Raw genomic sequence first — 24,833 nt, 5'->3', positions numbered from 1 at the left:
TTTATCCGTTGCCCAGCAGGATTTCGATACGGCGGTTGGCGCCGCTCATCGGATCTTCGACGTTTTGAAGTCGCCGGTCGGCAAATCCAGAGACCTGCTTTACCCTCTCCTCGTTCAAGCCGCCCCGCACGAGCATGTAATAGGCCGCATGCGCGCGGGACATAGACAGGCTCCAATTGTCTCCGGTGCGTCCCTTGAAAGGCCGTCCGTCCGTGTGGCCACGAATGATCACCGACCCTGGACGCGCGGCCAGGAGTTTGCCGATCTTTTCCATGGCGAGCACGAGCTCCTTGCCGGGCAATGCGGATCCAACATTGAACATCGCGGTATTTGCTTCGTCCGAGATCGTGATCAGCGTGCCGCCTTCGGCCGGCTGCACCACAATGCCCTCGGCCAGCTTGCCGGCAATCCCGGCGACCTGCGCCTGAATTTCCTTCTGAAGCTCTTCGGCCTTGTCCTGTCCGGCGGCGTCGAGTTCAGCCTTTGCCGTCTTGACCGATGCATCGGAAGCATCGGGTGCTGAGACGGCATCCGGCTTTACCGATACTGGGACAGTTTCCACGGCGGGCGGCTGGGAAAAGGCGCTCGCCTGCTCGCCCGGCAGACTCGTGTCCGAAGCAAGCTTGGCTTGCGCCGGGGTGTCGAGCTGCTTGCTCCAGAAATCCGGATCGAAAGGATCGCGATAGGCTTCTCCGCCATCCGCACCGGTGGACGGACCGGAATCGCTCGCGCCGCCCTCGCCTTTCGTGCTGACATTGGCCTGTTGGCCTACTTCCTGAGCGATGCTGGCAAGCACGGAATAGGGATTCTGGAACAGAGCTGCTTCGGAAAAGGTCATGTCGTCGCCAGAGGCGGAAATGGACTCGCCATCCATGCCCGCCTTGCCGCCGCCCGTCTTGTCGTTCTCCACGGTGGACTTCTTGTCGGAATCTTCGCCCTTGGCCTGATCCGACGGCTTCTTGATGCCCTTCGACGCGGGCGTGTCGTCAGACAGCGGCACGGGATTGAAATAGCTCGCGAGCGATGCCTTCGTTTCCTCATTGGCGGCGTTGACCAGCCACATGACGAGAAAGAAGGCCATCATGGCGGTCATGAAGTCGGCGAACGCAATCTTCCACGCACCGCCGTGATGGCTGTCGTGATCGCCGCGGTGACGCTTGATGATGATGATTTCGTTTTTGCCGTGATGATGGTTCTCAGCTTCGCTCATGCCAGCACCCTCTCAAGGTCGGCGGCAAAGGCAGAAAGGCGCGTCACGAGAAGCGAATCACCGATCTCGACGCGGATGTCGGTGTCATCTGTGTGGACGAACGACACCGCATCGCCTTTCTCCTCAAGCTGGGCTTTGAGAAGATCGCAGAGGTGCTCCGGTCCGAAGACCGTAATCTGCTCCAGAATTTCCTTGGCGAGCGTCGGTTTCAGCTCCTCGACAAGCTCGTTGATAGCGCCGCGCATCACCTGTTCTTTGAGCAAGGGAGACAGAACGCGGGCCGTCGCCTCGGACAGTTCGGCAGAGACCCGCGACGCGAGATCCGGAAGAGCCTTCGAGAGATAATCGGCCAACCCGTCCTCGAACTGGAGACGCTGCTGTTCGATCTCCTGCGCATGCTGTTCCTTCAGCGCTTCGAGCTCTTCGGCATGCTGCGCCGTCAAGGATTGGGTCGCCGCAAGATGACCTTCATCATAGGCTTCGCGACGCTCGGCCTCGAGATCGACTTCTACGGTCTGCGCAAAGCTTTCCAGCGCCGGCATCTCGGCGGGCGACGCAAAGTGAGAGGGCGTTTCTATCGGGGCCGCAAGCAGCGCAGCCTCGGCGCCGAAATCTCTGAGATACCGCGCAAGTGGGGAATTCATCAACGCACTCCATCAACGTCGTTTGCGGAATAAGGCCGCAACGTCTCACGCATCGCCCGTTCTGTGATGCTCCACACCGGCCTCCGGCCCGCGCCCGATCGCCGGGGCGGCGGAGTTCGCCATGGGAATAGATCAGAAATTAGGAAGTTAAACTTGTGCGAGGATGATGCAGTCCTCGTGAACCTGAACGACAAGGTGCGACGACACCAAGATACCTGACACCTACGCCGCAAGAGCCGTACAGCAAATGCAATCGGCCGCGCTCGAAAGCGCGGCCGGCATAATTTCGCTGGTATGTTCAATCTTACTGCTGGAAGAGCGTAAGAATGTTCTCGGAGCTGGAGTTTGCAATCGACAGCGACTGGACGGCCAGCTGCTGCTGCGTCTGCAGAGCAGACAGTCTGGCAGACTCTTCTTCCATGTCGGCATCGACGAGGCGGCTGATGCCTTCTTCGATCGCATCCGTCAGAGTTCCGGCATAGCTGGTCTGAAGGTCGATACGGGTGGTCAGCGCGCCGAGGGCAGCTCCAGCATCCGTGAGGCTGGAGAGAGCCAGTTCGACATTGTCGAGATATTCTGCGAGTTCTGTGTCCGTGGTGTCGGCCGTCAGCGCAATGTCCATGACATCGCCGAGGAGACCGCCCGAGCCGACGCCGTCAGTGATAACTTCGAACATGGCGTTGGTTGAAACGTCATAGGATGCCGTCGTGACTTCGACCGTACCGTCGTCGTTGCGGATAAAGCCGTCGACGACCGATTCTGGCTCGGCGCCGTCTTCTGCAACCATCCAGTTCTCACCGCTGAACGAAGCACCTTGGGCGATCGAGGACAGCTGTTCCTGCAGCTTGGTGATTTCAAGCTGGATCTGTGCCTTGTCGGTCGAGTTTTCGTTCGCGGTGACGATCTTCGACTTGATTTCGTTGACGACGTCGATAGCGCTTTCCATGGCGGCGTAGGCCGTATCGACCTTTGCAGCACCAACTCCCAGAGCGTCGGTCGCAGCCACCAAAGCGTCCTTGTCGGAACCCATCGTGGTCGAGATCGACCAGTAGGCAACGTTGTCGGAGGCCTCGGATACGCGATAGCCCGAGGATACACGGCTCTGCGCCTGCTCCAGGCTATCGTTGATACCCCTCAACGTCTGAAGTGCAGAGTTTGCGGCGTTGTTGGTCAAGATGCTGGTCATTAAAACTGCCCCTTATGGCATTGGATGGGAGGGCATCCCGGGTGTTCCGGTAACGACGATCAGCTTCATGCCTGCCGCGCCCTTGCATTCGGCTCGCCGTTGCGATGGACACAGAAAATCATCTTATGGTTAATGTAGGGTTAAAGCGGGAACAAAAGTTAACGCGGGCTGGAACATTTTTAGCTTTCGCGAACGAAGGTTAATGGGCGGTAGGTTTTAGGGGACCCTGAATGACTGCCTCCACTGTTTGTTCGCAGGATAGAAGTGGAAAGGATCCCATCGTTGCACCGCAGCTGCAACGCGGCTCCGACGCCGCGGCGCGTTCCACCTCCGGACAGCCTTCTGAACCAACCTGCAATGGCATGAATTTGCTTTTGTTTTGAAGTCATTAACCACGCTGGAAGCTGTTTTAGCAATGCCACCAGATTTAATACCTTGGCAAGGAATGGCTGCGAAATTGCAGCCTAGATGACGGGCTTGGATCCGGTAAGGAACAAGAGGCATGAAGCCGGGCCGTCATTTGCCGGTGACACTACCGAACCCGGTATGTCCTCCTTTTTTGTATAGAGTCCAAGGGGACAATCCATGACTAGCATCAACTTTAATTCTTCTGCTTCGTCCGCTCTTCAGACACTGAGCACCATCAACAAGAGCCTGGAGCAGACGCAGAACAGCGTTTCGACCGGCTACAAGGTGAGCAAGGCTTCGGATAACGTTGCCTACTGGTCGATCTCGACCACGATGAATTCCGACAAGGGCGCCCTCAACGCTGCTTCCGACGCTCTGGGCGTTGGCGCTGCCAAGGTTGATACCGCCTATGCCGCCATGGAAAGCGCCATCGACGTCGTCAACGAAATCAAGGCCAAGCTTGTTACCGCTTCGGAAAGCTCGACCGACAAGGCTCAGATCCAGCTCGAAGTCGGCAAGCTGAAAGAACAGCTGTCCTCGATCGCCGAAGGCGCTTCGTTCAGCGGTGAAAACTGGATCGTCCAGGGCGACCAGACAACTGCAAGCGTTGTCGACGGCTTCGTTCGCGACTCCGAAGGTGCGGTCAAGGTTACGACGGCAACCTACGACATCACCAACAACGCATTGTTCGAGTCTGTTGACGCTGGCGTCGGCACGGGCGGCATCCTCGGCGACCTGATGGAAACCGCAGACCTCACGGACGCGACGACGGACGCGGAAATCGCGACCTACCTCGAAACCGTTGAAACGGCTCTTTCCAGCATGACGATCGCTGGCGGCGCACTTGGTGCTCTGACCACCCGTATCGACCTGCAGTCGGAATATTCCGGCCAGCTTTCTGACGCGATCGAAGAAGGCGTAAGCCGCCTGGTCGACGCCGACATGGAAGAAGAATCTGCCAAGCTGTCTGCCCTGCAGACCCAGCAGCAGCTCGCCATCCAGTCGCTGTCGATCGCGAACTCCTCTTCGCAGAACGTGCTCTCGCTGTTCCAGTAAGAAGACCAGCCTTCACGTCTGGTTTGTTCAAGGAAAGCCCCGGGTCATCCCCGGGGCTTTTTTCGTACCTTCGATCCGGCCATGGTAAAGAAAGATCTTTTTTCTCGTCAAAGACCGTCTACCTTCGGACTTCATTAACGTTAATGCTGTTATCTAAGCTCATCTAAGCGGCGGGCCGGAATGAGTGAGTATTTTCCGACTGGCATGATGCACTCAGGCCGCTTTCCGGTGCTTCCGGAATGTCCCCTCTTTTTTGTTTTGCCTAGGGGTTTAGTAACATGACGAGTATCCTTACCAACAGCGCAGCCAATGCTGCACTCCAGACGCTCAGCAGCATCAACAAGGGCCTGGAAGACACTCAGGACCGCGTTTCTTCCGGCTACAAGGTCAGCAAAGCATCGGACAACGTTGCTTACTGGTCGATCTCCACCACAATGAATTCCGACCAGAAGGCGCTCAATGCCGCTACCGACGCACTTGGCGTTGGCGCTGCAAAGGTCGACACTGCCTACGCCGCGATGGAAAGTGCCATCGACGTCGTCAACGAGATCAAGTCCAAGCTCGTTACGGCAACGGAAACCTCGACCGACAAGGAACAGATCCAGCTCGAAATCGACAAGCTGCAGGAACAGCTGTCGTCGATCGCGCAGGGTGCATCCTTCAGCGGCGAGAACTGGATGGTCACCGGCGACCAGACCGACGGTACGGTCGTAGACGGCTTCGTCCGCAGTGACGACGGCACCGTAAAGGTAACGTCCGCCACCTATAGCATTTCCACCTTTGCACTGTTCGACGACGTTACCGGCGGCGTCGGCACCGACGGCATCCTCGGCGAGGTCATGGACATCGATCTGTCCACGATCGCTGACGAAACTGAAATCGCGGCGATGCTCACCACGGTTGAAGATGCTCTCGCCACGATGACCATCGGCGGCGCCGCGCTCGGTGCTCTGACTACACGTATCGATCTCCAGACAGACTATTCCAACCAGCTTTCGGACGCCATCGATGAGGGCATCAGCCGTCTCGTAGACGCCGACATGGAAGAAGAGTCTGCCAAGCTGTCTGCCCTGCAGACGCAGCAGCAGCTCGCTGTCCAGTCGCTGTCGATCGCGAATTCCAGCTCGGAAAACATCCTCACGCTCTTCCAGTAAGACGCGTTTGGTCCAACATACGAAAGAAAGGCCGCGCTCAATGCGCGGCCTTTCTTCGTCACGTTGTCCGGGAATAAAACTTCGCCTTGGAGAAGGCGCCGTGCCTTACGAGAACGATCTCACCAGCGAGCCGACGAGAAGGTTCCAGCCGTCGATAAGGACGAAGAAAAGGATCTTGAACGGCAGCGAGATCGAGGTTGGCGGCAGCATCATCATGCCCATCGCCATCGTAATGCTGGCAACGATCATGTCGATGACAAGGAACGGCAGGACGATGAGAAAGCCGATTTCGAAGCCGCGGCGGATTTCCGACAGCATGAATGCCGGGATCAGCACGCGGTAGTCCGTCTGCGCGCCGAGCGTGACCGTCTGGCCGCGTTCCCGGGCGATGTCGACGAACAGCGCCACATCCTTGTCGCGGACGTTGGCAATCATGAATTCGCGGAACGGCTGCGCGATGCGCTGTATCGCTTCGGCCTCGTTGATCTGGTTCTGCAAAAGCGGCTGTGCGCCATCCTGCCAGGCACGGTCCATTGTCGGCGCCATGACGTAGAAGGTCATGAACAACGCCATGCTGGTCAGGATCATGTTGGACGGTGTGGTCGAAAGGCCCATGCCGGACCTTAAGATCGAGAACGCGATAATGAAGCGCGGGAAGCTCGTCACCATGATCAGGATGCCGGGCGCGATGGACAGAACCGTCAGTAGGCCGAAGGTGCGGATGATCCAGGCGGAAACCGAGCCGTCGACCGGCAGGTTCAGCATGTCCAGGGCAGACTGTTGCGCATTCGCCGCGTCGGGTAACGCAGCGAAGAGAGCAAGAACGGCTAAAAAACGAATCATTCGATGATGAAAGTCCTGAACACTAGATCAGCAACCTTGCCCTGAGACCTCAGCTTGGCGCGTTCCTTCAGGTCATCTCGGAGATAACCGAAGCCGCGTGGCCCCTGAATTTGCTGCAGCGACAAGGTCCGCATATAGGCGAGTATATCTTCCTGAATGGAAGCCGCCACCGCTTCATCGATGTTTTCACCGAATATTAACGAAACCTCGAGGCGGACCATGCTGTCCGAAGGATAGGCGAGGTTGGCAATGATCGGCTCCAGCGGCCGGACGTGGCTCGCACCGGCAGCGGCGCCGTGCTCCCCTCCCCCAGCAGGAGCCGCGGCTGCGCCGTGACCGGCGGCAGGTGCCTCCTCCACGACCGGCGCCGGGACGATCATCTTGCCGACAACCCAGCCTCCGCCCACGCCGACGACCGTCAGTCCCAGTACGGCCGCCGCAGTCATCACCAGGGAAGACTTTTTCTTCGCTGGTTGATCCGCCGTGAGGCTGGCGTCGGTCATGGTGGCTAAACTCCGCTAGTAGTGAGGGACATCGAATCGCGCCCGGTCAGATTGGCGAGAAGATGTCGCTGATCTGCTGGCCGACCGGCGGCTGCTGGACTTCCATCAGGCGACCGCGGCCACCGTAGGAAATGCGGGCTTCGGCGATCTTCTCATAGGATATCGTGTTCTCCGCATTGACGTCTTGGGGCCGCACGATGCCGGCAACGTTGAGGATGCGGATCTCATGGTTGACGCGCACTTCCTGCGAGCCGCTGATGATGAGATTTCCGTTTTCGAGAACGCCGGTGACGACCGCGGCCACGAGAAGCGTCAGCTTCTCGGCGCGGCTGATGGAGCCCTTGCCGTTCGACTGGCTGTCGGAATCAAAGCCCGCCGTCGAATCTGCCTCCGGCTTCCAGCCAAGGATTTCCGCGGCGGCCTGCCAGTTGGTGGTCTTGGAATTCTTGCGGCTGCGATCCGTCTCGTTGTCAAAGCTCGCCTTGTCGTTCATCGAGATATTGACCGTCAGGATGTCGCCCACGTTCAGCGCGCGGGCATCCTTGAACAGGGCGCCCTGGCTGTCGCTCCACAGCGAGAAGCCGCTCGCCATGTGGCGCGGCTGCTTCGGATACATCGACATCTGCTGCGTCTGGCCATATTGCAGGCCGCTGCCGATCGGGCTCATGGCCGGCGCATTGCCGATTTCCTTGATGGTCGTCATCTGCCCGTTCTGACATCCGGCGATCAGCGATGTCATCGCAAGAAGAGCCGTGAGTTGCTTTTTCATGACGGGTCCTTGGAAGTATTGGGGTCTGCGGCGCTCGCCATGATCATTGCGACCATGGCAGCCTTCTGGGCGTCCATTTCGGCAAGGATCAGGCCCGATTGCCGCGGTGGCAGCTGCATGATGATGGCGGCCGCAATGTTGATGTTCATCTGGTCGAACTGCGGCGCGACTTCGTCAGCCTTTGCCGTCTTGTAGATTTCGACCAGACTGGCCTTGGCGCTGGCCAGGAACGCGTTGCGTTTCTTCAGCCAATCCTGATATTCGGCGCGCCGATTTTCGAGCTCGGTGATGCGCGTGTTGATGTCGCCCTGCAGCTTTTCCAGTTCCTGCTTCTGCAGGAGATAACGCTGGTCGCGGGCCGAATCGACAATGTTGCCGCAGAACTGCTGGACTTCCTGCTGGTTGCCTCCGGCTTCCTGTGCGGCGCCAAGAAGTTGCGGCTGCTGCTGCGCGCGGGCGCCCGGTAGGAGGCAGAGCGAGAGAGCGGCGGCGGTCAGATAGACCGAGCTGCGAGTAGCGAGAACCGGGAACCTGCCTGAAACTGTGTTGGTCATTGCAGAACGAGCTCCGCTTGCAGGGCTCCGGCAGACTTAATCGCCTGGAGGATCGAGATGATGCCGTCCGGCTTGACGCCGATATTGTTCAGGCCGGCGACCAGCGTCTTCAGATCAGGTCCGTCGATGACGGCAATCGGTCCGCCGGTCTTTTCGGCCATGATGTCGGTCTGCGGCTGCACCGCCGTTTCTCCCCTAGAGAACGGTTCGGGCTGGATGACCTGCGGCGTCTCGGTGACCTGAACAGTCAACGTGCCGTAGCTGACCGCAACCCGGGCGACCCGGACATCGGCGCCGATGACGATCGTACCGGTGCGCTCGTTGATCACCACGCGTGCGGGGGCGTCGGTCTGGACCACGAGATTTTCGATGTCGCCCATCAGGCGGGTCAGGTCGGCTGAGCGCGGTTTCTGGACAACCACTTCCTGGCTGTCGCGCGCTTCGGCGATCGGATCGCCGAAGGTGCGGCGGGCATAGGCGTTGACGACATCGGCGATACGAACCGATGTCGAGAAATCCGGGTTGCGAAGCTGCAGCACCAGATTGACCGAATCCTTGAACTTGGACGGAAGCTCGCGCTCGATGATCGCTCCCGACGGCACACGACCGGCTGTGGTGACGCCTTCGGTCAGTGTCGCAGCAGCACCCTGTGCGTTGAAGCCGGAGACGATCACCGATCCTTGCGCGACGGCATAGATCTGTCCGTCGGCACCGGTGAGCGATGTCATGATCAGCGTGCCGCCCCGCAACGAGGTGGCGTCGCCGAGCGAGCTGACATTGACGTCGATGCGGCTGCCGGGGCTTGCAAACGAGGGAAGATTGGCGGTGACCATGACCGCAGCAATGTTCTTGGCGCTGGACTGACCGCCCTGCGTCGAGATGCCGAGGTTCTGCAGCATGGCGCGCAGCGACTGATCGGTGAACGGAGACGAACGCAGGCTGTCGCCGGTTCCCTGCAGACCCACGACCAGGCCATAGCCGATCAACTGGTTCTCGCGACCGGACTGCAGCGAAGCGATATCCTTGATGCGGGACGACGTGGCCGTGGCATCGGTGACGGGCAGCATCGTGACGACCGCGATCGCCGCAATCATCAGTTTCCGGACCATACTCATTTCTGAACCACCTCGACGCTGCCGTCCGCCATCACCGTGCCGTTGACCATGACGCCCGTATCGAGGTTCCTGACCTTGATGACCTCGCCTGTCATCGCATCGTCCATGGGCGCGCCGCGGGCGGCGATGACCATGCGCTGCGACGAGAAGGTAAGCCTAACACTTGTGCCGCGCTTGACCGTGAAAGGATCGCGGAGAACGTTCAAAGGAATGGTGCGGCCGGCAAGCAGCGTCTTGCGCGTGACCTTGCCGACTACCTGATCCAGCGAACTGGCATAGCCCGGCGCGATATTCGGATTGGTGACGGCCACCTCGCTGACGAACGCTTCGTCGATCGTATCGCCCGGATAGATCGTGGTGCTGGGCACGACGGCATTGCGCGGCTCCGCGAATGCCGCCCCCGGCAGGATGAGCGCGCTCAAAAGCGCCCCGGCCAGCCAGGTCTTCATTCCGGTTTTCCAGCTGCTTGCCCGACCGGTCTTCCGGACGTTCTCTTGCCAAAGCATCATGCTCGGTCCGCCTTCTATCTTCCGCTACTTGAGGTTCTGGCTGACGATCTGCGCCATCTCGTCGGCGGTGGTGATCACCTTCGAGTTCATTTCATACGCACGCTGAGCGGAGATCAGATCGGTGATCTCCTTGACTGAATCGACGTTGGAGTTCTCGAGATAGCCCTGCTTGAGGTAGCCGAAGCCAGTCTCCTGCGGGTTGGCGACCACCGGCTGCCCGGATGCCGCCGTTTCAGAAAACAGGTTGTCGCCCAAAGGCTTCAGACCGGCATCGTTGACGAAGTTGGTCAGAGTGATCTGGCCGAGTTCCGTCGGGGTCGTCGATGTCCCGATCGTCGCATTGACGATCCCGTCTTCGCTGACGCTGACCGACGTCGCGTCAGTCGGAATGGTGATTTGCGGGATGACACCGTAACCGTCGGCAGTCACCAGTCTTCCGTTGGCATCCTTGTTGAAGGACCCTGCGCGGGTGTAGAGGGTCTCACCGTTGGTGCCTTCGACCATGAACCAACCACGCCCGACGATCGCCATGTCGAGATCGTTGCTCGTCTGGGTGATTTCGCCCTGGATGTGGAGCTTGCGGACGGACTGCGTCTGAACACCGAGACCGATATTGGCACCTTCCGGCACAGCGGACTGATCGGCGCGGTTGGCGACGCCCGAAGCGCGCTCGGTCTGATAGAGAAGGTCGGTAAACTCGGCACGCGACCGCTTGAAGCCGGTCGTGTTGATGTTGGCGATGTTGTTTGCGATGACTTCGAGATTGGTCTGCTGCGCATCCATGCCGGTGGCGGCAATTGCTAGTGCTCTCATGGTCTCTGCTCCAGTCTCTAGATCTGCATCTTGGTGATGTCGAGGTAGGCGGACACGATCTTGTCGCGGAACGCCGTTGCAGTCTTCAGCGCCTGTTCGGCCTGGAGAACGGCATCGACCACTTCACGGGTGTTCGCCTTGCCCTGGATGCCGGCAAACGATGCAGTTTCACCGCCCTTGACGGCGTTGATCGCGTCTGTTGCCATGCTTCCCAGGACATCACCGAAGCCCGGTCCTGCAACGGCCGTCGTTGCCGCGTTGACCGCGGTGCCGAGAACATTTGCTGCCGTATTGTCGCCGGAGACGCCGTCGGTCTGCTTTGTGAACAGGCCAAGGCCCTCAATAGGATTGATCATCTTTAACCTTTCAAGAGATCGATGGTCGCCGAGATCAGATCACGGGACTGGCGAATGCTCTGGAGATTTGCCTCGTAGCTGCGGTTTGCTTCACGCAGGTCTGCCATTTCGATCAGCATGTTGACGTTCGGCATCTTGACGACGCCGTTTGCGTCCGCTGCCGGATTGCTGGGGTCGAGTTCTTCGACGAAGTCACCCTTGTCGACACCGATCTTCTGGACGCCGACGGTCCTGACCCCTGTTGCCCGGTCGAGTTCGGCGCCGAACGTCACCGTCTTGCGGCGATAGGGATCGGCACCCGGCGTATCGCCGGTGGTGCGGGCGTTGGCGATGTTTTCCGACACGATGCGGAGCCTGGTCGCTTCCGCTTCCATGCCGCTGCCAGAAATCTTGAGGGCTGCTGATAAAGGATCCATTGGGCTCACTTGCCGACTGCGGTCAACATCATGTTGTGGAACGCCTTCACCAGCTGCGTATTCAGCTCGTACTGGCGCTTGATCTCCCCGCTCTTGGAGAGTTCGCTGGCAACAGCAACCGTGTTGCCCGACTCCTGATTGCCGATCTCGTTGTTGAGATCTTCGTCCCTGACGTCGACATTGTCCGAGCCGAGGCCGACGCTGGCGAAATGGGCCGAATTGGTGCGCGCCATCGGGATGTTCGAGGCGTCGAGTACCGATTGGAACGGCGTCACGTCCTGTGCCCGGTATTGCGGTGTATTCGCGTTGGCGATGTTGGTGCTGACGACTTGTTGCCGGATCGACAGCCACTCCGCCTGCCTGGAGGCAAGCTCAAACAATTGGATCTGTTGCATCACGTCTTCTCCGTCTTCTCGACAAAGGAGTAAGATTAGAAACTTGCGTGGGACTTGTGCTGATGCCCGCAGACCCGCGGCGAGCCCGGCATCCAAGATGAATCCTGCGTGGGTGCGGACCCGTTGCACGAGGTTTTGCCGGTCGACCGTTGAGGCCTAATTAACTTTCTGTTAAACATAAGCTTACAAATTGCTGCAAAAGCGATGGGCCTGCGTCTTCGACCAGGCGGGCATGAAGCCATTCGATCGCAGCCAGATGTTTTGGCAAAATCCCTTAGTTTTCAAGGATCATGCCTGATGTCCGACGCTATCTCCGTCAGCTATATCCAGAGTGCGTTGCAGACTCTGCTGTTCACCAGTGATTCGCTGGAAGAGGCACAGAAGCGTACCTCCAGCGGCTACAAGATCAATTCCCCGGCGGATAATGCGAGCTACTGGTCGGTCGCAAATTCGATGACGTCGGACACGAAAATTCTGAGCAGCGTGAACGATGCGCTCGGTCTTGGCGCCGCAAAGGTCGATGCCGCCTATTCCGCTGTCGAATCGTCGATCGATATTGCCGACCAGATCGTGGCCAACCTGACCACCGCCAAGGAAGACGGTGTCGACCAGAGCGCCGTCAACGCCACAATCAGCGATCTCAAGGCCAGCCTCTCGTCACTGATCAAATCCGCATCGTTCGGGAGTGACAACTGGCTTTACAACTCGTCGGAGGCCGACGCTGGCGCGAAGACCGTTCCGGCCTATTTCCAGCGCAGTGTGTCGGGTTCAGTATCGCTGTCCTACGCGACATTCGATGCAACAAATTCCACGCTGATCGATACCGGCGATGCAAACCGCGGGCTTCTTACGAGCTCGATCGATCCGAGTACTCTTGCCTCGAACGGAACCGGCTCGGGCAAACAGTATTATCTGCTGGACGCAGGGTCGGAGATCGCCACGGATGGTTCCCCGATCGAACTGACCGACGAGACGACGTCCGAAGACATCGACGACATGATCAACGTCATGAACTACATTCAGCAGAAGCTGACGACGCTCGGTTCAACGCTTGGGACGATGTCGAACCGGATCGATACCCAGTCGAGCTTCGTTTCGAGCCTGGCGGACGTGTTTGACAAGAGCATCTCGCACCTCATCGATGCGGACATGGAGGCGGAGTCGACCAAGGTCAGCGCCTATCAGGCCCAGCAGGAGCTTTCGTCCCAGATCCTCGGCATGGCCAATACCCATCTGCAGAGCCTCGCGACCCTCTTTAGGTAGGGCGGCCCTCTTCAGCGCCACGGCTCTGAAATTATCCCAATAAAAAGCCTCGGACGCCGGTGAACTGACCCCATCAAAGCTGGATACAGCTTTGATGGGCAGCGTACGGACGTGCCGAAGCTTTTTGCTATGCTGCCAGTTGCTTACTGGGCGCTCTCGTACATTTCTCCGGTGGAGGTGACGATCACCCATTTGCCGTTCTTCTGGGTAAGCGCGGCCAGGCGGCTGTTGTCCGGCAGGACCGAACCCGTCTGAACAATGTACATTCCCCGATCGTCCTCGATCATCGCGCGTCCGTTGGCGACGTGAAGAAGACGGAAGCTGGAGCGTCCAGGGAACGGCTGCTGAGTGCCCGTGTCCTCGCCTTTCGCATCGGCCGCGCCCGCCTTGGGAACTGTTGCCGTTACAAGCAGGTCGGTCGGGTCCTCGGGCGGTTTGCGGGCCACCGACATCGGCGGCACTTCGACCACGTCGCGCTGACGGAAGCTGCGCAGGTCGCGCAGTTGCTCCCAACCCGAAACGTTGACGCCGAACTTATCTTCGTTGAGGAAGACGTACCACGGGAACATGGCGGCGGCGACGGCGAGCAACAACGTGCCGCCCTTCAGCGTGATGTCTGCCGCCGTGGTCTTTTCGTCCGACTTCTTCTTGAAGCGTTTTGCCAGTTTCTGCCGTTGCGTGAATTTCATCCCCAATCCTCATCAACCCCTCTTGAGAGCCGGCATCTGGCCTTGGGCCGCGACATTGCGCAGCGCGATGGCCAGCTCCGCGTAGGCGTCGGCAACGCGCTTGTCGCCGGGCGTCTGCTTCAGCACTTCATAGATCGCGGGCACCTGCCTCACCGCCATGTCGAGATCGGCATCGGTCCCTTGCCGGTAGCCACCGATCAGGCGCAGATCGCGGGTTTCCTCGAAGCGATGCATCAGTGTTTTCAACCGCATGACCAGTTTCTCCTGGTCGGGCGTCCAGGCTTTTCGGGCGAGACGCGAGATCGACGACAGGGGATTGATCGGCGGGTAGCGACCTTCGTCGGCGAGACCGCGCTCCAGCACAATGTGGCCGTCGAGAATGCCGCGGGCGGAGTCGGAGACCGGATCGTTGTGGTTATCGCCGTCGACGAGGACGGAAATGATGGCGGTGATCGTGCCGCTGTCTTCGAGGCCCGGCCCTGCCCGTTCCAGCAGTTTGGGCAGTTCGGTAAACACCGACGCCGGATAGCCGCGCGAAATCGGCAACTCGCCGCCGGCGATCGCGACTTCACGCACCGCATGCGCAAAGCGCGTCACGCTGTCTGCGATGAACAGCACGTTTTCGCCCTTGTCGCGAAAGTGCTCGGCAATGGTCATGGCGATCAGCGGCGCCATCTTGCGCAGCATCGGGCTTTCATCGCTGGTGGCCACCACGGCGATCGATTTCTTCATGTTCTCGCCCATCGTGTCTTCGATAAATTCGCGCACCTCGCGGCCGCGTTCACCGACCAGCGCAATCACAACGCGGTCGAACGCATCGGCGCCGGCCATCATGGACAGGAGCGTCGACTTGCCGACGCCCGAGCCTGCGAAAATGCCAAGGCGCTGGCCGAAGCAGAGCGGCGTGAAGATATCGATCGCCTTGACGCCGGTACGGAAACCTTCCTCGACACGGCGGCGGGACATGGATGGCGGCGCGGTACTCATGATCGACCGCGCCACGTCGCCCTGCACGAGCGGGCCGCGGTCGTCGATCGGCCGGCACAGCGCATCGATGGCGCGACCACACCAGCTGTCATGCGGGGATACCTTGAACTCACCGATGCGCAGAACACTGTCACGGATGCCGATCGGCTCTCCCGGTTCGATCGGGCAGATATGAACCTGGTCGGACTCGACCTTGATCACCTGGCCGAGATGCGTACCAACACTGCTGCAATGCTCGACGAAGTCGCCCAGCCTGACATGTTTCGAAAGGCCGCTGACGGTGTAATAGGTCGCGGAAATTGCGGTGACCACGCCGCCCGGTGCAAACGCAAAGGCCGGCCCGGTGTGGCGCCCAACAAGGGCTGCCAAGAGATCGAGCTTGTTTGCCGGGCCGTGAACTGTCTGACTTGCGGTCATGAGGGATCGTTTTCCGGCTTACTGGCTACCGCCCAAGGTCTTGATGGCCTCGGTGAAGCTGCTGTCTGTGGAGCTGAGAAGCGAGGAAATGCTTTCAAAATTGCGGCTGATCGAAATCAGCTCGGTCATCTGGCCGATGCCGTTGACGTTCGACTGCTCGATAAAGCCCTGCATGACGCCGACGTCGCTGTTGTCGACGACCGGCTGTGCCGGTGACGACGGCAGGACGCCGCTGTTTTCATAGCGCAGATAGCCCTTGGAAAGATCGGCCTGGAAGAGGCCGAGCGAAGCGACAATCCTGCCGTCCTGCATGATGCGACCATCGGTGCCGACCGAGGGCGGGCCGCCGTTGCGGTCGAGCTGGATGGCGCCACCTCCGGCATCGAGAACCGGATAGCCCCGGATCGACTGGAGTTCGCCCGTGTCTGCCATGGTGAAGCGTCCGTCACGGGTCAAGACCTGGCCCGCCGGCGTATCGATCGCCATCCATGCGTCACCCTTGACCGCAAAGTCGAGAGGGTTGCCGGTCTGCTGCAGTTCTCCCGATCTCGTGGAGAGGTAGTCGTTGCCCTGCGACACGAAAGAGACCGACGCGGAGATGTTGTTGTCGATTTTGGCGAGCATCTGGTCGAACTTTACTTCGGTCGCCCGGAAGCCGACGGTGTTCATGTTGGCCATGTTGTCCGCGACGGTCGTCAACCGCCGCTCAAGCGCCATTTGGGCCGACAGGCCAACATAAATACCAGATTGCATCGATGGATCTCCTGAGATGAAGCGGCTCCTACCATCGAGGAATCGCCGAGCGGCCTGAACCGGCCTTCGTGCGCATTCAAACAGGGGTTGCTTGTGTGAAGCTGATCGAAAATGCGAAACGGCGGAGAGGCTGCGATAGCCAGCTTCACGCAAGGCTACCCGCCTAGATGTTCCGCTGCATTAATGACGGCGGATACACATCAAAATGATGATCATTGTGGGTTTCATAATCACTATTGGCTGCGTGCTTGGTGGCTTCATGGCCATGGGCGGCCATCTCAATGTTCTGTTCCAGCCTTTCGAGCTGGTGATCATCGGCGGCGCAGGCCTGGGCGGCTTTATCATGGCCAACCCGATCAAGGTCGTGAAAGACAGCGGCAAGGCACTGGGTGAAGCCTTCAAGTTCGCGGTTCCCAAGGAGCGCGAATATCTCGACATCCTCGGCGTTCTCTACGCACTGATGCGCGACCTCAGAACCAAGCCGCGCAACGAGATCGAAGCGCATATCGACAATCCGCAGGAATCGTCGATCTTCCAGACGGCTCCGACGGTTCTAAAAAACAAGCAGCTGACCGTGTTCATCTGCGACTATGTTCGCCTGATCATCATCGGCAACGCCCGCAGCCACGAGATCGAAGCGCTGATGGACGAAGAGCTGGAGACGATGCTGTCGGACAAGCTCAAGCCCTATCATGCGATTACCGCAATGGGTGACTCGTTCCCGGCTATCGGTATCGTCGCCGCCGTTCTCGGTGTCATCAAGGCCATGGGCAAGATCAACGAGTCGCCTGAGGTCCTGGGCGGACTGATCGGCGCCGCACTGGTCGGCACCATGCTCGGTATCATTCTCTCCTACTGCGTTTGCAATCCGCTGACCTCGCAGATCAAGGTCGTCCGCACAAAGCAGCATCGCCTCTACACGATCGTCAAGCAGACGCTCATCGCCTACATGAACGGCTCCGTACCGCAGGTCGCTCTCGAATACGGTCGCAAGACCATCGGCAACGGCGATCGTCCTTCGATCGACGCCGTCGAGCAGGAGATGATGAACCCCGGTGGTGAGAGCAAGGCGGCCTAACGATGAACAATCCGTCGAGCGAAGTCACTAAGCCGATCGACCCGATCGTCCTTGCGCGGCTGACAGGCAGCCTGGGTGACGTGAAGACGATTGCCCATTGCTGCAGCGATGTTGCGGCCCTGCAATGCCAGCTTCTCGGCGATGTCGTCCAGGAGGAAATGCAGCTCGACATCGGCGTCGAGTATGCTGGCCACGTCTCCGGTCTGCGCTCTCAGGTCATCGCGGGGCTTGGCTCGGGTTACACGCTTGTCAGCGCCAGTCAGCGCAACTGGTGTACCCATTTCGTGATCGCCACCCGGAACAGCCTGCCGATCGCCATGATCGCGCAGCTGCTCGGCGATACCGACCAGCCTTCTGATGACACGCGCACGTTGACGTCTATCGAGGGCGATATCGCATCGCTGCTCGTTTCGCGGATCGCGGGCGTGCTTCGCCTCGGCCTCGGCCCCAAGGGGGAGTTCGAGCCGGTGCTGTCGCCATGCTATCCGATCACCGACTACGCCCGGCAGTCGCTGGAGATACCCGACTGTTTCGCAGCCGCGGTCCGGCTTCAGGTCAAGCTTGGATCGCTGACGGGTGAGGTCGTGATCGTCATTCCGCAAAGCGTGTTGCTGAAGACGACGATCACCCGTCCTTCCGGACAACTGGCAAACAGTCTTCCGGCGCCGGCCGACGCCGTTGCCGATCACGTGCTGCGCTCGCAGATCGATCTTTGCGCGCGCATCAAGCTCACGCCGCTCAAGCTTGGCTCAATTGCCAGATTGAAGCCTGGTGATACCATACCGTTCGAAGACATCGGCGACATTGGGGTCGATATGGATGCGAACGGGAAACTGATCTACCGCTGCGAGTTCGGCCGGTCCGGCGACAGCTATTCCGTAAAGATAAAATCCAACGTCTCTCCAGACGGCAATATACTCAAAAAAATTCTCGATAATTGACGCGGCGCTTCCGCGCCCGGCAGCTTCAGACAAGTTTCGATGTGGATAATAGATCATGGCTAGAAAAACGACCGTCAAAAACGAACTGACTGAAGATCCGATCGCTTCAAGCAGCCTGGATCTGGAACACGCGATCGACGACCTGCGTGGCGCATTGAAGGCGGACGAGGACGGCACGCTGCTGTCGGCCGATCCGTTCGCGTCACCGGCCTCCGATTTCGGCAGCGACAGCTTCGGTTCGACGGATTTCGGAACGAGCGACTTTGGCTCGACCGATTTCGGCGGCAGCGATTTTGGTGGTGGCGACCTTGGCAAGTCCGACTTCGGAGCCAGCAGCTTTGGTGGTGGCGCAAGTGCGATGCCGAGCTTCGGATCCGACACGCATGGTGAAAGCCTCGAGGCCAATCATGACCTCATCTTGGACATTCCGATCGATGTCCAGATCGTGCTCGGTTCAAGCCGCATGCCGGTCAAGGGTCTGATGAGCCTCAAGGAAGGCACGACGATCACGCTCGACAAGAAAATCGGCGAGCCGGTCGATATCACCGTGAACGGTCGCCTGATCGCCCGCGGCGAAATCACGCTTCTCGAAGACGACGATACACGCTTCGGCGTAAAGCTCACTGAATTGTCAGGAGCTCCCAAGAGCTAAAATGAATTTAGCGTTTTAGGACAAGCCCATGATGGACTTCGATACCTTTAGTGACAACCTGCCCGGCCAGCCGCTTTCTCAGGCAGAGAAAGCGGCTGCGGTTCTGCTCGCAATGGGAACGGGCGTTGCAGGTAAGCTGCTGAAGTATTTTACCCAAGCCGAACTGCAGACAATCATTGCCTCCGCGCAGAGCCTGCGCGCCATTCCGCCAGACGAACTGACCACTCTCGTCAACGAGTTCGAAGACCTGTTCACCGAAGGAACAGGTTTGATGGACAACGCCATGGCGATGGAAAAGATTCTCGACGAAGGCCTGACGCCGGAAGAGGTCGACGGCCTGCTCGGCAGACGCACCGCGTTCCAGACCTACGAGGACAGTCTCTGGGACCGTCTTCAGGACGCCGATCCGGTGTTCATCTGCAAGTATCTCGGCCGCGAACATCCGCAGACGATCGCCTACATCCTTTCGATGCTGCCTTCCGCCTTTGGTGCGAAGATCCTGGTCGAACTGCCGGAAAGCCTGCGTGCCGACATCATGAAGCGTGCGGTGAACCTGAAGAACGTCAATCCGCAGGCGGTGCAGATCATCGAAAAGCGGATCGCCGATCTCGTCAACGAAATCGATGCCGAGCGGAACTCGACCGGCCCGGTCAAGGTCGCGGACCTGATGAATCAGCTCGAAAAGCCGCAGGTCGATTCCCTGCTCGAATCACTGGAACAGGTCAGCCAGGAAGCAGCCCAGAAGGTTCGCCCGAAGATCTTCCTGTTCGAAGATCTCATGGTCATGCCGCAGCGCAGCCGTGTCATCCTGCTCAACGATATCGCGGGCGACATCCTGACGATGGCGCTGAAAGGTTCGTCGGCACCGATGCGCGAATCCGTGCTCGTCTGCCTCAGCCCACGCCAGCGCCGCATGGTCGAATCGGATCTTGCCGCCGGCGGCACGATCAACCCGCGCGAAGTGGCGCTTGCCCGCCGCGCGATCTCGCAGGAAGCGATCCGGCTTGCCAATTCCGGCCAGATCGAACTCAAGGAAAAAGAAGCACCGGCAAGCGAAGCGGCCTGATTGCCTCCGCTGCCGGACGCATCCAACACCGAAATGCCCGCCTCGTGCGGGCATTTTGTTATCCTTCGCCGTCTCGCATGCGGTCAAGCATAGCCGGGACACGATGGAAACTATGCTCGCAGCGCCGCGAATCGGTTAAGGCTTTCGCGCTCGCCGAGCTGGACGAGTATGGGGAGATGTCGCGCTTTCGTGGGCCGACATGCTGAATGCCACTGGGAGAGATCGATGTCGAATAAGCGCATATTGCTGGTCGGAGCCGGATTGTCGGGCGCCGTCATCGCCAGGAAACTTGCGGAGGCCGGTCATTCCGCTGTCGTTCTCGACGAGCGCGCCCACATCGCCGGCAACTGTTTTACCGAGCGTGACAGCGATACGGGCGTGATGGTGCATGTCTACGGACCGCACATCTTTCATACCGACGATGAGCCGGTCTGGGATTATGTCAACCGGTTCCAGACCTTCATGCCCTATGTCAACCGCGTGAAGACGACCAGTGGCGGGCGCGTGTTCCTGCTGCCGATCAACCTGCACACGATCAACCAGTTCTTCGGCAAGACGCTGCGACCCGACGAGGCAAGAGAGTTCATCGCGTCGCTGGCCGATACGTCCATCGGTGAGCCGAAGACGTTCGAAGAGCAGGCTTTGAAATTCGTCGGCCGTGATCTCTATGAGGCGTTCCTGAAGGGCTACACGGTCAAGCAATGGGGCTGCGAGCCAAGCCAGCTGCCGGCCAGCATTTTGAAGCGTCTGCCCGTCCGTTTCAACTATGACGACAACTACTTTTTCCATCGTTTTCAGGGCATGCCTGAGAACGGCTATACGGAAATGGTTGAACGCATTCTCAATCACGAGCGCATCGAGGTCAGGCTCGGGACCCGTTTCACCCGGCCAGATGCCGCGTCATTCGACCATGTCTTCTATTCGGGACCGCTTGACGGTTACTTCGACTTCGAACTGGGTCGGCTAGGCTATCGGACGCTGGATTTCGACCGCTTCAGCTACAACGGCGACCACCAGGGCTGCGCCGTGATGAACTACGGCGATCTCGACATTCCCTATACCCGCATTACCGAGCACAAGCATTTCTCGCCTTGGGAAACCCATGAGAAGAGCATCTGCTACCGGGAATATTCGCGCGCCTGCGGACCAAGCGACATCCCCTACTATCCGATCCGCATGGCCGACGAAAAGGCCTTGCTCGAGCGCTATGTCGAGCTGGCCCGGACGCAGCAGAACGTGACATTCGTCGGCAGGCTCGGGACCTATCGCTACCTCGACATGGACGTGACGATCCGCGAGGCCCTGGACACGGGGGACGCCTATATCAACGCCCTGCAGGGGAAAGGCGCGCTCGGAGCGTTTTTCGTTAATCCGTAGAGCCGATGTAACAGGGCATAGTCTGCAAGAAGGGTTGCCCGGATTTGCGGGAAACGGATGGCTGCAACGGAATTGGTGAAAATGGCCGCGCTATACTTTGTCGCGTCGACAATATCTTGCGGTTCGATTGCGCGATGCTGTTCGTCGCTGACGAAAAGACCGCCAATTCAGTGGAACTTTAGGTCGCTGCTTCCTGCGACAGTGAACCGGCAAATCAGGTTCCATTGAGTTCTTGCCGGGCGTAGTAAACTCCTGAAGTCTCGCTCGGCATTAACCCAAAATTAAGCGGTACTCCATTACATCTTTAGTGATCGCGAAAGTTCAAACACAGGTCCCATTCCCCCATGCGTCAGACGCAACGCGGGGAGGCTTTGTATGGAATCTTTCTCGGCCACCGGCGTAGGGGGTCAGAGCTGTCGAACAGCTCTGGAAGCATGATGCCCTTCCAATACGCAGGCTCGCAGGAGCCATGTCTCACTTGATATTGTTTCGTCCGTCATGAGGTCCGAGTTGTGGTCGCTGAGTGCGCCCGGCTACGTGGGCATGATTGCCGGCAGGCGCCTTTGCGCGCCTGGGTCGCTGTAGGAACTGTTCGTTCATTACGCAGCCAGGGACAGGGGAATGCGTACGTGATCAACCAACTCCGAGGGCGCACATAATGACTTCTATCGTATCATCTCTAAGCGTAAACCAGATCAAGGCGATGTCCACGACGACGATTGCGTCGCTGAGCACGGATGACGTCGCCGCTCTGAGCTCCACTCAGATCGCAGCACTTTCATCGTCGCAGATCGCTGCGATCGAAACCGGCGACTTCGAGGTCATGTCGTCCGCACAGATCAGCGCCATCTCGGCCGCTGCGGTGCTGGGCATGTCGACCGACCAGCTTGGTGTCCTTTCGACCGGCAATGTGCAGGGTCTGTCGACCTCGCAGCTCGCCGCGATGTACTCCACCCAGATCGAAGCTCTCGATGCCGATCAGGTAACCGCGCTCAGCAGCACGCAGATCGCGGCTCTCGGCTCCGCGTCGCTCGCCGTGATGTCGACGGATGAACTTGCGAGCTTCACGACCGACGAAATTGCCGCCATCAGCACCAAGGCTATCGTCGCTCTCGACGCCGACGATTTCGCTGCATTCGGCAGCAACGTGTCGGCCCTCACCTCCAAGCAGGTCTCGGCGCTCAGCACGGACCAGATCGCACTTTTTAGCACCACCACGATCGCTGCATTCGGTTCCGACCAGGTCGCTGCGCTGACATCCAGCCAGATCGGCGTTATGTCGACCGCCGCGATCGCCGCAATCGCGACCGACACCATCTCCTCGCTGACGTCCAAGCAGCTCTCCGCGATGTCCTCCGACCAGATCGCCGCACTTGATCTCGACCGGACCACCGCGCTGACCAGCTCTCAGATCTCCGGCCTCGGCTCCGACGCAATCGGCGCAATGACGACGGACGAAATCGCAGCCTTCACGACCGACGAACTCGCCGCTATCAGCACCAAGGCCATTGCAGGCCTTTCCACTGACGACTTGACCGCTCTCGGCACCAACGTCACCTCCTTGACGTCCAAGCAGATCTCGGCACTGTCGACCGCCCAGATCGCATCGCTGAGCACCGACGTCATCGCCGGACTCGGCAGCAGCCAGATCGGCGCGCTGACATCCACTCAGGTCGCAGTTCTGTCCACCGCCGCTATCGCCGCAATCGCGACAGACAACATCGCCGCCCTGACCTCCAAGCAGCTCTCGGCCATGTCGACAGACCAGGTTGCAGCTCTGGATGTCGACCAGGTGACGGCTCTCTCCAGCTCGCAGATCGCCGGCCTGAGCTCGGGTGCCATGGCTGTCATGTCGACCGACGAAATCGCAGCCTTCTCGACTGACGAAGTCGCCGCCATCAGCAGCAAGGCAATCTCCGGCCTGTCCAGCGACCAGATCGCTGCCCTCGGAACCGACGTGACTGTCCTGACCTCCAAGCAGATCTCGGCAATGTCGACCACCCAGATCGCATCGCTGAGCACGGATGTCATCGCATCGCTCGGCAGCAGCCAGATCGGCGCATTGACGTCCACTCAGATTGCGGTTCTGTCGACCGGCTCCATCGCAGCGATTGCTACCGACAGTATCGTTGCTCTCACCTCCAAGCAGCTTTCGGCCATGTCGACAGACCAGGTCGCAGCTCTTGATGTCGACCAGGTGACGGCTCTGTCCAGCTCGCAGATCGCAGGGCTGACCTCGGGTGCCATCGCTGTCATGTCGACCGACGAAATTGCAGCCTTCTCCACTGACGAACTTGCCGCGATCAGCAGCAAGGCAATCTCCGGCCTGTCCACGGATCAGCTTACTGCCCTCGGCACCGACGTCACGTCCATGACGTCCAAGCAGATCTCGGCGATGTCGACCGCGCAGATCGCATCGCTGAGCACCGACGTCATCGCCGGACTCGGCAGCAGCCAGATCGGCGCAATGACGTCCACGCAGGTCGGAGTTCTGTCCACTGCCGCTATCGCCGCAATCGCGACAGACAACATCGTTGCCCTTTCCTCCAAGCAGCTGTCGGCCATGTCGACAGACCAGGTTGCAGCTCTGGATGTCGACCAGGTGACGGCTCTCTCCAGCTCGCAGATCGCCGGCCTGAGCTCGGGTGCCATGGCTGTCATGTCGACCGACGAAATCGCAGCCTTCTCGACTGACGAAGTCGCCGCCATCAGCAGCAAGGCAATCTCCGGCCTGTCCACGGATCAGCTGGCTGCCCTCGGGACCGATGTGACTGTCCTGACTTCCAAGCAGATCTCGGCGATGTCGACTACCCAGATTGCATCGATGAGCACGGATGTCATCGCTTCGCTCGGCAGCAACCAGATCGGCGCACTGACGTCCACTCAGATCGCGGCTCTGTCCACCAACGCGATCGGCGCAATCTCGACCGCCAGTGTCGTTGCCCTCACCTCCAAGCAGCTTTCGGCTATGTCGACAGACCAGGTCGCAGCTCTCGGTATCGATCAAGTAACGGCTCTCTCCAGCTCGCAGATCGCCGGCCTGAGCTCGGGTGCCATCGCTGCCATGTCGACCGACGAAATCGCAGCCTTCTCCACTGACGAAGTCTCGGCCATCAGCACGAAGGCAATCTCCGGTCTCTCCACGGATCAGCTTGCTGCTCTCAGCGCTAACGTTGGTTCGCTGAGCTCCAAGCAGATTGCGGCCCTGTCCACCGACCAGGTCGCGTCTCTGAGCACTGATACGGTTGCAGCCCTCAGCTCCACCCAGATCGGCGCGCTGACCTCCAGGCAGATCTCGGCACTGTCCACCGCCGCGATCGGTGCAATCGAAACGGCCGACATCGGTTCGCTGAGCTCCAAGGTGCTCTCGGCCATGTCAACCGATCAGGTTGCAGCGCTCAGCCTGGATCAGGTTACTGCACTGACCAGCTCGCAGATTGCCGGTCTGACCTCTGGCGGCATCGCCGCAATGTCGACCGACGAAATTGCAGCCTTCTCGACTGACGAGATCGCCGCGATCAGCACCAAGTCCATCTCCGGCCTGTCTACAGAAGACATTGCCGGCTTGGCCTCGACACAGCTCAATGCCCTGAACTCGCGTCAGATCCAGGCCCTGAGCGACGAACAGGTCGCAGCTGTCATTGCCGCATACTCGTCGGTCTGACGACCAGCGAAGGCG

At 59.4% G+C, this 24,833-nt stretch carries 25 protein-coding genes; 9 read left to right on the top strand and 16 right to left on the bottom strand.

The window, feature by feature from the left end:
- Position 1 precedes the first annotated feature (1 nt).
- The 3 genes from J3A65_RS20890 to J3A65_RS20880 form a co-directional block, all read right to left on the bottom strand.
- Positions 2-1,210, bottom strand: coding sequence for a MotB family protein (locus J3A65_RS20890; protein WP_092661192.1), 1,209 nt, complete (start codon positions 1,208-1,210; stop codon positions 2-4).
- A complete protein-coding gene (locus J3A65_RS20885) occupies positions 1,207-1,854 on the bottom strand; it encodes a hypothetical protein (protein ID WP_192078243.1) in 648 nt (215 codons plus the stop codon). The genes J3A65_RS20890 and J3A65_RS20885 overlap by 4 nt, the downstream gene beginning before the upstream one ends.
- Before the next feature lie 304 nt (positions 1,855-2,158).
- Positions 2,159-3,040, bottom strand: coding sequence for a flagellin (locus tag J3A65_RS20880; RefSeq protein WP_062453801.1), 882 nt, complete (start codon positions 3,038-3,040; stop codon positions 2,159-2,161).
- 585 nt (positions 3,041-3,625) lie between these two features.
- Between J3A65_RS20880 and J3A65_RS20875 the strand changes: the two genes are divergently transcribed.
- Together J3A65_RS20875 and J3A65_RS20870 are read left to right on the top strand one after the other, a co-directional pair.
- Complete coding sequence (locus J3A65_RS20875; RefSeq protein ID WP_062453802.1) at positions 3,626-4,504, top strand: flagellin; 879 nt, start codon at positions 3,626-3,628, stop codon at positions 4,502-4,504.
- A gap of 278 nt (positions 4,505-4,782) precedes the next feature.
- A complete protein-coding gene (locus tag J3A65_RS20870) occupies positions 4,783-5,658 on the top strand; it encodes a flagellin (RefSeq protein ID WP_062453803.1) in 876 nt (291 codons plus the stop codon).
- 105 nt (positions 5,659-5,763) lie between these two features.
- Here J3A65_RS20870 and fliP read toward each other — a convergent pair whose 3' ends face one another.
- The 10 genes from fliP to flgB all read right to left on the bottom strand — a co-directional run bounded on the left by fliP (position 5,764) and on the right by flgB (position 11,931).
- Positions 5,764-6,501: a flagellar type III secretion system pore protein FliP gene (gene fliP / locus J3A65_RS20865; RefSeq protein ID WP_062453804.1), complete on the bottom strand. Its 738-nt coding sequence runs from the start codon at positions 6,499-6,501 to the stop codon at positions 5,764-5,766.
- Positions 6,498-7,004, bottom strand: a complete 507-nt coding sequence (locus J3A65_RS20860; RefSeq protein ID WP_209903187.1) for a flagellar basal body-associated FliL family protein — start codon at positions 7,002-7,004, stop codon at positions 6,498-6,500. Before J3A65_RS20860 ends, fliP begins: the two co-directional genes overlap by 4 nt.
- Positions 7,005-7,050: 46 nt before the next feature.
- A complete protein-coding gene (flgH, locus tag J3A65_RS20855; RefSeq protein ID WP_062453806.1) occupies positions 7,051-7,773 on the bottom strand; it encodes a flagellar basal body L-ring protein FlgH in 723 nt (240 codons plus the stop codon).
- Positions 7,770-8,327 (bottom strand): MotE family protein, encoded by a 558-nt coding sequence (locus J3A65_RS20850; RefSeq protein WP_209903184.1) that lies wholly within the window; start codon positions 8,325-8,327, stop codon positions 7,770-7,772. The genes flgH and J3A65_RS20850 overlap by 4 nt, the downstream gene beginning before the upstream one ends.
- Positions 8,324-9,442 (bottom strand): flagellar basal body P-ring protein FlgI, encoded by a 1,119-nt coding sequence (locus J3A65_RS20845; protein WP_209903182.1) that lies wholly within the window; start codon positions 9,440-9,442, stop codon positions 8,324-8,326. The genes J3A65_RS20850 and J3A65_RS20845 overlap by 4 nt, the downstream gene beginning before the upstream one ends.
- Positions 9,439-9,891, bottom strand: a complete 453-nt coding sequence (gene flgA, locus J3A65_RS20840; protein ID WP_245341600.1) for a flagellar basal body P-ring formation chaperone FlgA — start codon at positions 9,889-9,891, stop codon at positions 9,439-9,441. Before flgA ends, J3A65_RS20845 begins: the two co-directional genes overlap by 4 nt.
- An 84-nt stretch (positions 9,892-9,975) precedes the next feature.
- On the bottom strand, positions 9,976-10,764 hold the full coding sequence (gene flgG, locus J3A65_RS20835) for a flagellar basal-body rod protein FlgG (protein ID WP_062453809.1): 789 nt from the start codon (positions 10,762-10,764) through the stop codon (positions 9,976-9,978).
- Between the two features lie 17 nt (positions 10,765-10,781).
- Positions 10,782-11,120 (bottom strand): flagellar hook-basal body complex protein FliE, encoded by a 339-nt coding sequence (locus J3A65_RS23510; protein WP_062453810.1) that lies wholly within the window; start codon positions 11,118-11,120, stop codon positions 10,782-10,784.
- A 2-nt stretch (positions 11,121-11,122) separates the two neighbouring features.
- Positions 11,123-11,536 (bottom strand): flagellar basal body rod protein FlgC, encoded by a 414-nt coding sequence (flgC, locus tag J3A65_RS20825; RefSeq protein ID WP_062453811.1) that lies wholly within the window; start codon positions 11,534-11,536, stop codon positions 11,123-11,125.
- A 5-nt stretch (positions 11,537-11,541) separates the two neighbouring features.
- Positions 11,542-11,931 (bottom strand): flagellar basal body rod protein FlgB, encoded by a 390-nt coding sequence (gene flgB / locus J3A65_RS20820; protein WP_062453812.1) that lies wholly within the window; start codon positions 11,929-11,931, stop codon positions 11,542-11,544.
- Positions 11,932-12,228: 297 nt separating this feature from the next.
- Between flgB and J3A65_RS20815 the strand changes: the two genes are divergently transcribed.
- A complete protein-coding gene (locus J3A65_RS20815) occupies positions 12,229-13,194 on the top strand; it encodes a flagellin (protein ID WP_062579095.1) in 966 nt (321 codons plus the stop codon).
- Positions 13,195-13,337: 143 nt separating this feature from the next.
- Here J3A65_RS20815 and J3A65_RS20810 read toward each other — a convergent pair whose 3' ends face one another.
- Genes J3A65_RS20810 through flgF form a run of 3 tightly spaced genes read right to left on the bottom strand, consistent with a single transcriptional unit; the run spans position 13,338 to position 16,040 of the window.
- On the bottom strand, positions 13,338-13,883 hold the full coding sequence (locus J3A65_RS20810) for a flagellar protein (protein WP_174195621.1): 546 nt from the start codon (positions 13,881-13,883) through the stop codon (positions 13,338-13,340).
- Positions 13,884-13,895: 12 nt separating this feature from the next.
- A complete protein-coding gene (gene fliI / locus J3A65_RS20805) occupies positions 13,896-15,287 on the bottom strand; it encodes a flagellar protein export ATPase FliI (protein WP_062453815.1) in 1,392 nt (463 codons plus the stop codon).
- Positions 15,288-15,305: 18 nt separating this feature from the next.
- Positions 15,306-16,040, bottom strand: a complete 735-nt coding sequence (flgF, locus tag J3A65_RS20800) for a flagellar basal-body rod protein FlgF (protein ID WP_062453816.1) — start codon at positions 16,038-16,040, stop codon at positions 15,306-15,308.
- Positions 16,041-16,245: 205 nt separating this feature from the next.
- Here flgF and motA point away from each other — a divergent pair, with 205 nt between their 5' ends.
- From motA to J3A65_RS20770, 6 genes are all read left to right on the top strand, one after another.
- Entirely contained in the window at positions 16,246-17,118 is an 873-nt protein-coding gene (gene motA / locus J3A65_RS20795; protein WP_062453817.1) for a flagellar motor stator protein MotA, read from the top strand.
- Positions 17,119-17,120: 2 nt separating this feature from the next.
- A complete protein-coding gene (locus J3A65_RS20790) occupies positions 17,121-18,059 on the top strand; it encodes a FliM/FliN family flagellar motor switch protein (protein ID WP_192078242.1) in 939 nt (312 codons plus the stop codon).
- A gap of 55 nt (positions 18,060-18,114) precedes the next feature.
- Positions 18,115-18,711, top strand: a complete 597-nt coding sequence (fliN, locus tag J3A65_RS20785; RefSeq protein WP_062453819.1) for a flagellar motor switch protein FliN — start codon at positions 18,115-18,117, stop codon at positions 18,709-18,711.
- A gap of 28 nt (positions 18,712-18,739) precedes the next feature.
- Positions 18,740-19,777, top strand: a complete 1,038-nt coding sequence (gene fliG, locus J3A65_RS20780) for a flagellar motor switch protein FliG (RefSeq protein ID WP_062453820.1) — start codon at positions 18,740-18,742, stop codon at positions 19,775-19,777.
- Between the two features lie 225 nt (positions 19,778-20,002).
- Complete coding sequence (glf, locus tag J3A65_RS20775; protein WP_209903180.1) at positions 20,003-21,154, top strand: UDP-galactopyranose mutase; 1,152 nt, start codon at positions 20,003-20,005, stop codon at positions 21,152-21,154.
- Positions 21,155-21,812: 658 nt separating this feature from the next.
- A complete protein-coding gene (locus J3A65_RS20770) occupies positions 21,813-24,818 on the top strand; it encodes an ice nucleation-like protein (RefSeq protein ID WP_209903178.1) in 3,006 nt (1,001 codons plus the stop codon).
- Positions 24,819-24,833: the final 15 nt, after the last annotated feature.

Source organism: Rhizobium sp. PvP014 (genome assembly GCF_017876855.1).
In the GTDB taxonomy this organism is placed as follows: Bacteria; Pseudomonadota; Alphaproteobacteria; order Rhizobiales; family Rhizobiaceae; genus Neorhizobium; species Neorhizobium soli.
Note: the sequence above shows the minus strand (reverse complement) of the source record. Positions and strands in the feature narration are given on the sequence as shown.